This is a genomic window from Bradyrhizobium sp. LB11.1 (assembly GCF_040549385.1).
Taxonomy (GTDB): Bacteria; Pseudomonadota; Alphaproteobacteria; order Rhizobiales; family Xanthobacteraceae; genus Bradyrhizobium.
Genome location: NZ_JBEPTH010000038.1, coordinates 1 through 12,277, shown reverse-complemented (window position 1 = coordinate 12,277; position 12,277 = coordinate 1). Strand labels below are relative to the sequence as shown.

General features: G+C 64.9%; 10 protein-coding genes and 1 pseudogene. 1 reads left to right on the top strand and 10 read right to left on the bottom strand.

From position 1 onward, the window contains the following. Nucleotides 1-222: 222 nt before the first annotated feature. The 8 genes from ABIA96_RS36070 to ubiE form a co-directional block, all read right to left on the bottom strand. A complete protein-coding gene (locus ABIA96_RS36070) occupies nucleotides 223-945 on the bottom strand; it encodes a nucleotidyltransferase family protein (protein WP_354141647.1) in 723 nt (240 codons plus the stop codon). 124 nt (nucleotides 946-1,069) lie between these two features. Beyond that, nucleotides 1,070-1,387 carry a PilZ domain-containing protein gene (locus ABIA96_RS36065; RefSeq protein WP_354141646.1) on the bottom strand — a complete coding sequence of 106 codons (318 nt, stop codon included), beginning with the start codon at nucleotides 1,385-1,387 and terminating at the stop codon, nucleotides 1,070-1,072. Nucleotides 1,388-1,475: 88 nt separating this feature from the next. Continuing rightward, nucleotides 1,476-2,996, bottom strand: a complete 1,521-nt coding sequence (gene tsaE, locus ABIA96_RS36060; protein ID WP_354141645.1) for a tRNA (adenosine(37)-N6)-threonylcarbamoyltransferase complex ATPase subunit type 1 TsaE — start codon at nucleotides 2,994-2,996, stop codon at nucleotides 1,476-1,478. After that, complete coding sequence (locus ABIA96_RS36055; protein WP_354141644.1) at nucleotides 2,993-5,497, bottom strand: sensor histidine kinase; 2,505 nt, start codon at nucleotides 5,495-5,497, stop codon at nucleotides 2,993-2,995. The genes tsaE and ABIA96_RS36055 overlap by 4 nt, the downstream gene beginning before the upstream one ends. 263 nt (nucleotides 5,498-5,760) lie before the next feature. Beyond that, a complete protein-coding gene (gene dut, locus ABIA96_RS36050) occupies nucleotides 5,761-6,219 on the bottom strand; it encodes a dUTP diphosphatase (protein WP_354141643.1) in 459 nt (152 codons plus the stop codon). Beyond that, the gene (gene coaBC / locus ABIA96_RS36045; RefSeq protein ID WP_354141642.1) at nucleotides 6,216-7,664 is read right to left on the bottom strand and encodes a bifunctional phosphopantothenoylcysteine decarboxylase/phosphopantothenate--cysteine ligase CoaBC; all 1,449 of its coding nucleotides are present in this window, start codon (nucleotides 7,662-7,664) and stop codon (nucleotides 6,216-6,218) included. Before coaBC ends, dut begins: the two co-directional genes overlap by 4 nt. A gap of 71 nt (nucleotides 7,665-7,735) precedes the next feature. Next, nucleotides 7,736-9,310: a 2-polyprenylphenol 6-hydroxylase gene (gene ubiB, locus ABIA96_RS36040; RefSeq protein ID WP_354141641.1), complete on the bottom strand. Its 1,575-nt coding sequence runs from the start codon at nucleotides 9,308-9,310 to the stop codon at nucleotides 7,736-7,738. Then, nucleotides 9,307-10,068, bottom strand: coding sequence for a bifunctional demethylmenaquinone methyltransferase/2-methoxy-6-polyprenyl-1,4-benzoquinol methylase UbiE (gene ubiE, locus ABIA96_RS36035; protein WP_354141640.1), 762 nt, complete (start codon nucleotides 10,066-10,068; stop codon nucleotides 9,307-9,309). The genes ubiB and ubiE overlap by 4 nt, the downstream gene beginning before the upstream one ends. Nucleotides 10,069-10,149: 81 nt before the next feature. On the opposite strand from ubiE, the gene mutM reads away from it, so the two are divergent. Then, nucleotides 10,150-11,031 (top strand): bifunctional DNA-formamidopyrimidine glycosylase/DNA-(apurinic or apyrimidinic site) lyase, encoded by an 882-nt coding sequence (mutM, locus tag ABIA96_RS36030; protein WP_354141639.1) that lies wholly within the window; start codon nucleotides 10,150-10,152, stop codon nucleotides 11,029-11,031. 184 nt (nucleotides 11,032-11,215) lie between these two features. Here mutM and rffA read toward each other — a convergent pair whose 3' ends face one another. Beyond that, complete coding sequence (gene rffA / locus ABIA96_RS36025) at nucleotides 11,216-12,058, bottom strand: dTDP-4-amino-4,6-dideoxygalactose transaminase (RefSeq protein WP_354141648.1); 843 nt, start codon at nucleotides 12,056-12,058, stop codon at nucleotides 11,216-11,218. Between the two features lie 102 nt (nucleotides 12,059-12,160). Then, nucleotides 12,161-12,277: pseudogene (locus tag ABIA96_RS36020) on the bottom strand (ATP-binding protein); the annotation flags it as partial.

Sequence of the window (12,277 nt, the reverse complement as noted above, 5' to 3'; positions counted from 1 at the left end):
ATGGCTCCGCGCGCCGCCCTCGCATCGTCAAACCCTGACCCAGACCTACGCAAGAGCCTTGACTCAAAATGCCCCATATGAGGGTGGGCAAAGCGACTTGTCCGCCGTAGCTCGAAGAGCGAAGGCGGAAGCGTGCCCACGCATTATTTGTGATCGAGAGAGATGGTGGGCACGGCGCAAGTGCGCCTTTGCCCACCTTACGGCACCGTGTTCGAGGCTGGCCTACGCCACGCTCTCCAGAAACGCCTCTTCCGCGGCGTGCACCGCATCCGGCGTGCCGACATGCATCCAGACGCCGTCGAGGCGGAGGCCGAACAGGCGCTCCTGCTCATTGGCGCGGTCGAACATTTTCGTTAGCGAGAACTCGCCTTGCGGCGCGTCCACGAAGATCTTCGGCGACAGGATGGCCGCGCCCGCATACACGAACGGGACGACCTCTTTTTCCTTACGCTTGCGCAGCGCGCCGTCGGGCAGCATACCGTAATCGCCGCGGCCGCTATAGCCGATGCTGGTGGCGGTCGGCGCCATCAGAAGCAGGATGTCCATGCGCGCGGGGTCGAAGTTTTCCGCGAGCCGGGTCAGATTGGAACGGACGCCGTCGATCCACAGCGTGTCGGAATTGACGTGGAAGAACGGCGCGTCGCCGAGCAGCGGCAGCGCCTTGACCACGCCGCCGCCGGTGCCGAGCACCTGGTCGCGCTCGTCCGAAATGGTCACGTGCGGAAGCTGGCGCGATGCGGTGTGATTGATGATCTGGTCCGGAAGGTAGTGCACATTGACCACTGCCTCGGTCACACCCGCCAGGCCGAGCTTGTCGAGCACGTGGTCGAGCAGCGGCTGGCCAGCCACCGGCACCATCGGCTTCGGCATTTTATCCGTCAGGGGACGCATGCGCAGGCCGAACCCTGCGGCGAGCACCATGGCTTTGGTCGGTTTGACGGACATACTTCGCTTTCTCGAACCTCTGAAATTCGCGTTTGCAGCAATCCTAGCACGAACCGGACTCGACCGCACCGCATCTCAACGGCCTTAACCACCCGCCGTGACGGTTGTGCGACGTGTGTTGCCGTCACGCCCCGACGGCTGTGGAGCGCGTCTTTTTCTTCTTGTCGCCGACCTTCAGGAAATTGACGCCGATCTGGTCGCCATTGACCCAGGCCAGCTCGCAGCGCCGGTACGCTAACCCGGTTGACGACAGGACCAGAAAGAATTCCTTCAGATGCAGGCCTTCGACCGAGCCGTCGATGGTCAGTTTGGCGCCGCTGTCGGAGACGTCCTCCATGGTGCATTCGCGCCGCCAGGTGCCGTCGATGCCCATCATCTGGGCCGGCACACCACGTTCGAAAACAACCCGGCTGTTCCCGCGATGGTCCGTCTTGACCGCCATCTGCCCTTGCTCCAGCCCCGTATTTGTCCGGCGGCTCGCGGGCGATGATACCGGCGCGATGGCTAACAGCCGGTAAATCGGTTCCAGCTCAGGATCGGGGCGGCGGGACGTTGGCGAGATACCAGTCGCGCAAGGGGCCAAGCGCCGGATGCGCCAGCGAGCGCTGGAGATAGGTCCAGATCCGCGGCTGGTGGCGCAAATAATGCGGCTTGCCGTCGCGGCGGTTGAGCCGGGCAAAGGTGCCGAGCAGGCGCGTGTTGCGCTGCGCCGACATGATGGCATAGAGCTCGGCAAAACCGGCCGGATCGAAACTGGCATTGTCGGCGCGGCGCGCCTTGATATAGCGCGACAGCAGCATCAGCTCGATATTCTCGGGCACGTCGATGCGGGCGTCCTGGAGTAGCGACACCACGTCATAGGAGTGCGGCCCGAGCACGGTGTCCTGGAAGTCGATCACGCCAACGCGCGCCATGCCGGTGCGGTCCGCGAGCCAGATCAGATTCGGCGAGTGGTAATCGCGGATGATCCAGGTCCTGGGTGCGATCAGCGGCTTCTTCAGCAGCTCTCGCCACATCGCGAAGAACTCCGCGCGCTTTTCGTCGCTCAGTGGCGCGTTGCGATCGGGCAGATACCATTCCGGCATCAAGCCGATCTCAATCAGCAATGCATGGGTGTCCCAAGCGGGAATGGTATAGGTTTGCCCATCCAGCGGCAGCGTTTCCGGCAGCGTCTTGCCGTGCAGCACAGCCAATACGTCGGTCGCGGCTTCATAGCGCTCAGTGATCGGGCGCGGCGGATCGCCTTCGATCACGCCCTCGTTGCCAAAGTCCTCCGAGATCAGAAAACCATGGTCGAGATCGAAATGGTGGATCGCGGGCGCCGAGATTCCTGCCGCGCGCAGGCCTTCGTCGATCGCGACGAACGGCTTGATGTTCTCCGCAAGATGCACCGCGGCGCTGTATGATTTTCCGCTGTAGATCGCCGCGCCATCGGGGCGCTGCGGAAAGTTCATGAGGATGACGACGCCGTCGTCGCGGATCAGCCGCGCATAGGAGCGTGTCGAGGCGTCGCCGGCCATGCGCTTGCGGCCCGCGTCGATGTAGCCGGACACATCGAGGAATTCGCGCAGCGCCTTCAGCCGCGCGACGGCGGCGGCAGCCTTGCCGTAGCCGCTGATATCGGCGGCGCGGGCATTCGAGCCCAGGGCCGGGCGATGTGTCAATGCGATGTCGATGCGGTCCGCGGGCATTGCCGACGGCGCGCGCTCCGGCCATTCGATCAGCGCCAGCGTGGCGTCGGGGAGCGGCGACATCCCGATCTCCTCGAGCTCGCTCTCGTCTTCCACGCGATAGAGGTCGACATGCATCACCGGAAACGCCGGCAGCTCATAACCCTGCACCAGCGTGAAGGTCGGGCTCGGCACTTCCAGTTCTTCGTCACCGGCGAGGTAACGGATCATGGCGCGGGCTGCGGCAGTCTTGCCCGCACCGAGATCGCCGGTGAGCGTGATGACATCGCCGGGGCCGACCAGCAGCGCGAGATCGGCCATCAATTGCGCAGTGGCCGTCTCGTTGTGAAGCGCGACGGAGAATGTGGTCGGCGCAATCATTCGGCAGCGTCGCGATGCACCGCCTGGTCGGTCGGGAAGTCGCAGATCACGACCGTGCCCTTGCCGACGACCGAATCCACCTGCACCTTGCCGCCATGCAGCTCAACGAAGGAGCGCACCAGCGACAGCCCGAGCCCGGCGCCGCGATGACGCGAGCCCTGCGAGCGGCTTTCGAACCAGTTGAACACCTTGTCCTTCATGTCAGCGGGTATTCCAGGCCCGGAATCTGTCACAATGAAGACCACGCTGCGCTCGGTGCGGCGCGCGCTGATCCCGACGGTGGAATCCTGCGGCGAGAAGTCGACGGCGTTGGCGAGCAGATTATAGAGCACCTGCACCACGCGCTTCTCGTCGCCGACGAAGCTGCCGACATCGGACGCGATCTCGACCTTGAGGCGGATGCGGTCGGTGGCGAGCCGGTCCTGGAGGCCTTCGGCGGCGAGCTCGATGGTCTTGCTGACGTCGACCGGGCCGAGTTCCAGCTTCATGGCGCCGGCGTCGATCGTCGCAAGATCCAGGATGTTGTTGGTGAGCGCCAGCAGCGCGTTGGTCGATTTGGTGACGTAGTCGAGATATTCGGCCTGCTTCGGCGTCAGCGGCCCCGTCGAGGGATCGCTGAGGAAATGCGCGAAGCCGATGATGGTGGTGAGCGGGGAGCGCAGCTCGTAAGAGACGTGGTGGACGAAATCCACCTTCATCTGGTCGGCCGTCTCCAGCGCCTCGTTGCGTTCGCGCAGCGCCCGCTCGACGTTCTCGGTGTCGGTGATGTCCAGGAAGGTCAGCATGGTCGCGCCATCGGGCAGCGGGCGGATCATGCCATCGAGCACGCTGCCGTCCTTGCGCTCCAGCTTGAGCGGCACGTCGGCGCGGTTCTCGATCGAGGTGATGGCCTCGCGGATCTGGCGCCAGACGGTCGGATCGTCGAACAGCTGCTGGCACCAGCCTTCGACGGTCTGGATATGCGGCTCCTCGCGCATGGCATCGTGGGAGAGCTTCCACATCCGGACGTAGGCCGGATTGAACAACTGTGCTCTGCCGTTGCTGCCGAACACCGCGACGCCTTCGGCGAGGCTGTCCAGCGTTTCGCGCTGAACACGGATCATGCCGTCGAAGCGGCGGGCGAGCTCGAGGCTCGCGGTGACGTCGTCGAACAGATAGGTGACGCCGCCTTCCGGATTCGGTGAGGTGACGACGGAGAGCGCGCGCCCGTCGGGCAGGTACCAGGTGTCTTTCGCGGCCTCGACCGCGCGATAGGCCTCGTGCAGCTTGACCTTCCAGGCCCGGAAATCCGGCTGCTCCGGCAGTTTGCGCGCGGCCCGGAGCTTGTCGAGCACGCTCGAATCGTCGGGATTGGCGTCGAGGAAGGTACGGTCGAGGTCCCACAGCCGCCGATAGGAATCGTTGTAGAAGGCGAGCCGGCGCTGGCCGTCGAACACGGCAACGCCGGAGGACAGCTGGTCAAGGGTGCGCCGATGCGCCTCCGCCATCCGCACCAAGGCCGCGCTCAGCGCATCCGCCTCGCTGGCATCGATTGCGACGCCGACGCTGCCGCTGCCGACATTGACGGCGCGCACATCGTAGATCCGCCGCTCGCCGCCGGTCACGATCGGCAGGCGCGAGCTGAAGCTCGCGGCGTCCTTCAGGCCGCGCTCCATGGCGGTGCGGTCGGCGCTGTCGAGCAGCTCGAGCTTGCGCTCCCGGGCGTCAGTGACGCTGTTGGCTTCCGTGGCGCGCACATAGGCCGGGTTGGCGAAGGTCAGCGCGCCGTTCTCGCCCTTGGCCCAGATCGGCCATGGCGCTGCCGCAGCGAAGCCGCGCAGCATCTCGGTCTCGTCGGAGAGCGCCTTGTAGCGCAGATTGGTCTCGGCCAGATCGCGCCGAAGGCCGGAGAGTTCGCGAATCCGGACAATGGCTTGACCGCCGATGGCGCGGCCGAGCGCTTCCAGCGTGTGGCCGTTGGCGGTGGTCAGCGTGACCTGGAAGCCGTCGCCGCGGTCGCGCAGCGCATCGACGGCGTGGTCCATCTGCAGCGCCGGTTCCGGCGGCAGCCAGGTTCCGAAGGCGAGCACGCGCTGCGGCGACGAATCGCGCGGCAGCACCATGGAGACGTCACCCGAAATCTGCGCGCGATCGTCGCCGGCCGGCCAGGAGATCAGGACCTGCGGTTCGGCGAACAGCATCGCGCCGAAGCGGTCGGTCTGTAACTGGAGTTCCCTGATCCGCGCGCGCAACGCCGCCTCGTTCTTCGCGGTGCGGACGCGCGTGCGCATCAGCATGATCGCAGCGACGACCGTGAAGCCGAGCAAAGCCAGCGCGGTGGCCAGCCCCGCGAGTTCTTGCCGGTTGTAATCCAGCAATATCGAGAGTGTGTCGACGATGTCGGCGGCCTCCGCCGGCTCAGCCGGCAGCAGCGCTGCGAGAGCGCCTCCCAACAAGCTGTTGCGTGCCAACGATGTGCACGACAACAGCGTCCGACGCATCGACACGATCACGCCTGACATAGTTGCCCCGAGACCGCACGAATTGACGCGCGGCGACCCCCGCCGCACGCGAATCAATCGACAATACCCTCACCGTGACTCCACCGGTAAGAGTCCAGACCGTGAACGCAAAGACGGCTACACAAAAATGCCGGTGGCGGGGTTCCAGGTCACGTCGTTCTTAGGGGTGATTCGGTTGGATTTGCCGTGCGTGAGCGTGTCGTGCGGATTGCTTGCCACGATTACGGGGCGCTCCGTCTCCCGCAAGCGGGAGAGGTAAGAAACTAGCGGCCGGTCGAGCCGAAGCCGCCTGCGCCGCGATCGGTCGACGACAGCGTCACCACGGGAACCAGCGCGGCCTGGACCACTGGCGCGATCACCATCTGCGCGATGCGCTCGCCGCGCTTGATCACGAAGGGGGCGGCGCCATGGTTGATCAGGATCACCTTGATCTCGCCGCGGTAGTCCGCGTCGATCGTGCCGGGCGAGTTCAGCACGGTGACGCCGTGCTTGGCCGCAAGCCCCGAGCGCGGCCGCACCTGGGCCTCGTGCCCGGGCGGCAGAGCAATCGCGAGCCCGGTCGGTACCAGCGCATATTGGCCGGGCGCGAGCATCATCGGCTCGCTGTCCGCCACCGCCGCCATCAGGTCGAGGCCGGCGGCTTCCGCGGTCTGGTAGGCCGGCAGCGGCAGGCCTTCCGCGTGGGGCAGGCGCTGCAGTTCGACAGTGACTTGCGTGCTCAAGATGCCGGCTCCAGGGATTTGTCGGTCACGCTTTTTACGATATGCGCGACCAGTTCGATGGCGACCTGTTCCTTGGTCATCACCGGCCAGGAATCAACAATGATCTCGCCGTTGTTCTCAGCATTTTTGCTGATGAGGTGCACGGTGTTGCGATCGCCGCCCATCACGCCGGTGGCGGGCGAGACATCATTGGCGACGATCCAGTCGCAGCCCTTGCGGGCGAGCTTTGACTTGGCGTTGTCGATGAGGTGCTCGGTCTCGGCAGCAAAGCCGATCACGAGCGGCGGACGCTTGTCGGCGAGTTTTGAGATCGTCGCGAGAATGTCGGGGTTTTCGACCAGCTGAAGCGGCGGCATGCCGGCCGAGGTCTTCTTCAGCTTCTGCTCGCCTTCATTGACGACGCGCCAGTCGGCAACGGCGGCGGCGAAGATCGCGATGTCGGCGGGAAGCGCTGATTGCACCTGTTCCAGCATCTGCCGCGCCGATTCCACATGCTTCACCGTCACGCCTTGGGGATCGCTGAGATCGACCGGGCCGCTGACGAGAATCACTTCGGCGCCGGCGGCTTGCGCGGCGGCGGCAATGGCAAAGCCCTGCTTGCCCGAAGAACGATTGGCGATGTAGCGCACCGGATCGATCGGCTCGTGCGTGGGACCCGCGGTGATCAGCACGCGCTTGCCGGCAAGCGGGTGCGGCACCGGCGGCCGCAGCAGCCGCTCGGCGGCGGTCGCGATCTCGATCGCCTCGGACATGCGGCCGATTCCGGCCTCACCAGCCTCGGCCATCTCGCCTGAGTTAGGCCCGATCAGCAGCACGCCGTCGCGTTGAAGCTGCGCGACATTGCGCCGCGTCGCCGCGTTGTTCCACATCAGTGGATTCATTGCCGGCGCCAGCAGCACCTTGCGGTTGGTCGCGAGCAGGATCGCGCTGGCGAGATCGTCGGCATGGCCGTTGGCCATCTTGGCCATCAGGTCGGCGGTGGCCGGCGCCGCGATGATCAAATCGCAGTCGCGCGCGAGGCGGATATGTCCGGCGTCGAACTCGCTCTGGGGATCGAACAGGTCGGTGTAGACGCGCTCATGGGAAAGGGCGCTGACCGAGAGTGGCGTGACGAATTGCTGCGCCGCCTTGGTCAGCACGCAGCGAACCTCGATACGGCGCTCCTTCAGCCTGCGGATCAGATCGAGGGACTTGTAGGCCGCGATTCCGCCGCCGATGACCAGGGTGACGCTAGCCTCGGGGACCGCGCCGGTGCGCTGGGGCGTGGGGGCGGTGGATGCGATCGGAGGGGCAGCAAACGGCGTCAGCGGCTCCTCGCGGCCCTCGATCAGCTCGCCCAGGATGACCCGAACCTCTTCCTCGACTGATCTGCGGTTCCGCGCCGAGCGCAGGCGGAGGAAGGTTTTGACGTTCTCGTCGAGCTTGCGGATGGTCAGGCTTGCCACGGCACCCTCCGGCACGAAATGATAGCGATGCTATCAGTCGCGTGATAGCAGTGCAATCAAGACTTTGGCAATCACAGGTTCCGGACGGCGACCAGAATGCCAATGAAGGTCGCGGCGATGATCCAGAGCGCCACGGTGCGCCACCGGTTCTTGCGGCCCTCGCTGCGGCCCATCGCAGCGATGCTCTCCGGCGACAGCCGAATGCCCTCGCGCGTCATGGTCTCCAGCTGCTCGAGCACCGCGACCGAGCGTTGCGCGATGTCGGGCAGGCGCATCAGTACGCGGGCGAGGTCGCCGCCGCCGGCCAACGCGCCCTGCACCCGGCCGATGGGTCCGAGATTGCGCTCGATCCATTCGCGCACCACGGGATCGGCAACCTTCCAGATGTCGAGCTTCGGATCGAAGCCGCGTGCGACGCCTTCGACCACGACCATGGTCTTCTGCAGCAGGATCAGCTCGGGCCGCGTGGTCATGTCGAACAGGCCGGTGACCTCGAGCAGCAGCGTCAGCAGCCGCGCCATCGAGATTTCCTCGGCGGTGCGGTTGTGAATGGGTTCGCCGATGGCGCGGATCGCTTGCGCGAAATTCTCGACCGAGTGATGCGCGGGCACATAGCCCGCCTCGAAATGCACTTCGGCGACGCGGCGATAGTCGCGGGTGATGAAGCCGAGCAGGATTTCGGCGAGGAAGCGCCGCTCCTTCATACCAAGCCGGCCCATGATGCCGAAATCGACCGCGACGAGACGGCCGGCGTCATCGAGGAACAGATTGCCCGGATGCATGTCGGCGTGGAAGAAGCCGTCGCGCAACGCGTGGCGCAGAAAACTCTGGATCACCTTGCGGCCGAGATCGGGCAAATCGACCTGCGACTCCGCCAGGCGCTTGTGATCGTTCAGCGCGATGCCGTCGATCCACTCCATCGTCAGCACGTTATGCGTGGTGCGGTCCCAGTCGACGGTCGGCACGCGAAAATCAGGATCGTCGCGCGTGTTCTCCGCCATCTCCGACAATGCGGCGGCCTCGAGCCGCAGATCCATCTCCATCGCGACCGAACGCGACATGGTGTTGATGACTTCGATGAGACGCAGCCGCCGCGCCTCTGCGGAATAAGCCTCGGCCTTGTGTGCGACGTAGAAGAAATCGGAGAGATCGCGGCGGAAGCGCGCGGACACGTTGGGCCGCAGCACCTTGACCGCGACAGGCTTGCGGATGCCATCGCGCTCGACCTCGCCGCGGTGCACCTGCGCGATCGAGGCGGCCGCAACCGGGGGACTGAGACTGACGAACACATCCTTCAGCGGCCGGTCCAGCGACGTCGAGATTGCCGCTTCGGCTTCCGCCTGCGAAAACGGCGGCAGGCGGTCCTGAAGGCTTTCGAGGTCGCGCGCCATCACGACGCCGACGACATCGGGCCGCGTCGCCAAAAACTGTCCGAGCTTGAGATAGGCCGGGCCCATCCGGGTCAGCGCGCGCGACATCCGCGGACCATCCTTCGGGCCGCGCCGCTCGACGATGCGGGCAAGCTTCAGCGCAAGCTGGCCGGGCGGTGGCACCAGGCTCGGGTCGACGGAGCCGAACACGCCCTCGCGCGCGAACACGAACGCGGCGCGGATCAGGCGCGAAATGTGGGTGATGGCAGAGATCACAAACGCCAGCCCGAATGCAGTGCGACGATGCCGCCGGTCAGGGTCTGAAAGCTGACGCGGGAGAAACCGGCTTTGCGGATCATGTCGGCGAAGGCGTTTGGCTTCGGAAACTTGCGGATCGACTCGACGAGATATTGATAGGACTCGGCGTCGCCCGTCACCATGCGGCCGAGCGGCGGGATCACCTTGAACGAGAACAGGTCGTAGATCTTGTCGAGGCCGGGCATCTCGACGGTGGAGAATTCCAGGCACAGGAAGCGGCTGCCGGGCTTGAGCACGCGATAGGCTTCGCCCAGCGCCTTGTCGATCTCAGGCACGTTGCGAATGCCGAAAGCGATCGTATACGCGTCAAAGCTGCGGTCGGCGAAGGCGAGCGCTTCGGCATTGCCCTCGACGAAATCGACCTGGGTTTCGAGATGCTGTTTTGCGGCACGCTCGCGGCCCACCGCCAGCATGTCGGAGTTGATGTCGCAGACGGTGGCATGGAAGCCCGGACCTGCCGCCTTGGCGGCCCGGAACGAAATGTCGCCGGTGCCACCGGCAACGTCGAGCAGTGCAAACGGCCGGTCGTTCTTCGGCGGGTTGAGTGCGTTGATCATGATGTCCTTCCAGACCCGGTGCAGGCCACCGGACATCAAATCGTTCATCAAGTCATAGCGCGACGCCACGCTGTGAAACACATCGTTCACCAGCGTCTGTTTGTCCCCCAGGGGAACGTCTTTGAAGCCAAAATGCGTGGTTTCGCCCGGCCGATCCATTACTCTACTCCGCAAGGCGGACCATAGCGCGGCCGCCGCAATGGCGCTATCACACCGCCCTCATAAGGTGAATGCCTGACCATGCCTGAATTGCCCGAAGTCGAGACCGTCCGCCGTGGCCTTCAGCCCGTCATGGAGGGTGCGAAAATCGTCGTCGCGGAGGCCCGCCGGCCCGATTTGCGCTTTCCGTTCCAGCCGGACTTCGTGGCCCGGCTCCAGGGACAGATCGTCACGGGCCTCGGCCGCCGCGCAAAATATCTCATGGCCGATCTCGCCTCCGGCGACGTGCTGCTGATGCATCTGGGGATGTCGGGCTCTTTCCGCGTCATCAAATCGGACAACGAGGCCGCGCCCGGGGAGTTTCACTATCCGAAAGGTAAGGACTCCGCGCATGACCACGTGCTGTTTCGGATGTCCTCGGGCGCCGACATCATCTTCAACGATCCGCGCCGCTTCGGTTACATGAAAGTGATCGCGCGCAACGCGCTCGAAGACGAGCCGCTGCTGCGCGACCTCGGCCCCGAGCCGCTCGGCAACGAGTTCGACGCCGCGATGCTGGCGCATTCCTGCGAAGGCAAGACCACAAGCCTGAAGGCGGCGCTGCTCGACCAGCGCGTGGTCGCAGGCCTCGGCAACATCTATGTCTGCGAAGCCCTGCATCGCTCGCATCTGTCGCCGCGCCGGATTGCCGCGACGCTGTCGACCAGGAAGGGTGAACCAACGGATCACGCAAAGCGGTTGGTCGGTGCGATCCACACCGTGCTGAACGACGCCATCAAGGCCGGCGGTTCGTCATTGCGCGACCATCGCCAGACCTCGGGCGAGCTCGGCTATTTCCAGCACTCCTTCAAGGTCTACGACCGCGAGGGCGAGAAATGCACGACGCCACGTTGCGGTGGCACCGTGAAGCGCTTCAACCAGAACGGCCGCTCGACGTTCTGGTGCCCGAAATGTCAGAAGTGATGATCAACTCGGCCAGGAACTTGTGCCCCGGACGCAGCGCGATAGCGGTGCGCTGCCCTGCTTGCTGAATGAGTGGCCTCCTGCCGGCGCTGCGGCGCAGCCGTAGCGCGTCGAAGACGCGCGTGAACGCGCCTTCGGCGTGCCGCACCGCCTCCCGGACATGGGAGCTCCAGGCGAACGCGGGTCAGTTGCGCAGGATTTTGCCCAATGTGTCGCAGACCCGCTGCTGCTGCGTTTCGCTTAAGCCGATCCACATCGGAAGTCTGATCAACCGCTCCGACAACGACGTGGTAAGTGAGAGCTCTCCGCTCTGCCGCCCAAATCGCCTGCCGGCGGGGGAGGAGTGCAGAGGCACATAGTGGAAGACGGCGTTGATTTGCGCCTCCTTGAGCCTTCCAAGAACCGTGCCGCGGTCGATCCCTGGTGCAAGAAGAACATAATAGAGATGACCGTTCTGCTGACACTCGCCCGGTACGATCGGCCGGCGCAGCAAGCCAAGTCGTTCGAGCGGTTCCAGCATTGCGTGATAGGTCTGCCACAATGCGAGCCGCCGGTTCGTGATGGCCTGCGCCTCCTCGAGCTGAGCCCAGAGGAAAGCAGCCGTCAGTTCGCTCGGCAGGTACGAAGAGCCGAGATCCTGCCAAGTGTACTTGTCGACCTCGCCGCGGAAAAATCTGCTGCGATCCGTTCCCTTCTCGCGAAGGATTTCGGCGCGAAGCACCAATTCCGGATCGTTGACCAGCAGGGCGCCGCCTTCACCGGAGATGACGTTCTTGGTCTCGTGAAAGCTGAGGCCGCCGAGATCACCGATCCCGCCGAGTGCCGAGCCCTTGTAGCTCGCCATGATGCCCTGCGCGGCATCCTCGACGACCTTCAGATTGTGGCCCCTCGCGATCGTCATGATGGAATCCATCTCGCAGGATACGCCGGCATAGTGCACCGGCACGATCGCGCGGGTCCGCGGCGTGATCGCGGGCTCGATCAGTCTGTCAATCGGCCTGCAAATTGCCCCCTCATCGGCGTCCAAATTTGACCCCTTTGCGCGGCGTGGTTTGCTGGCAGCGCTCGGGTCGTCGGAGCTGGTCGGGGTTGCGGAGACGGCGCGAGCGCGGGTTGTTTGAACATCGTCGCGGCTTTTGAATCGCCAGCTGTCGTTGCCGGTCTCGACAATGTCGCAGTGATGGGTCAACCGGTCGAGCAGCGCCGTGGTCATTTTGGCGTCTCCGAACACGCTCGGCCATTGGCC

What these genes read in the sequence shown, in the direction of transcription:
- ABIA96_RS36070 (WP_354141647.1), bottom strand. Translation starts at nt 945, where the DNA reads ATGTCCGTCAAACCGACCAAAGCCATGGTGCTCGCCGCAGGGTTCGGC.
- ABIA96_RS36065 (WP_354141646.1), bottom strand. Translation starts at nt 1,387, where the DNA reads ATGGCGGTCAAGACGGACCATCGCGGGAACAGCCGGGTTGTTTTCGAA.
- tsaE (WP_354141645.1), bottom strand. Translation starts at nt 2,996, where the DNA reads ATGATTGCGCCGACCACATTCTCCGTCGCGCTTCACAACGAGACGGCC.
- ABIA96_RS36055 (WP_354141644.1), bottom strand. Translation starts at nt 5,497, where the DNA reads ATGTCAGGCGTGATCGTGTCGATGCGTCGGACGCTGTTGTCGTGCACA.
- ubiE (WP_354141640.1), bottom strand. Translation starts at nt 10,068, where the DNA reads ATGGATCGGCCGGGCGAAACCACGCATTTTGGCTTCAAAGACGTTCCC.
- mutM (WP_354141639.1), top strand. Translation starts at nt 10,150, where the DNA reads ATGCCTGAATTGCCCGAAGTCGAGACCGTCCGCCGTGGCCTTCAGCCC.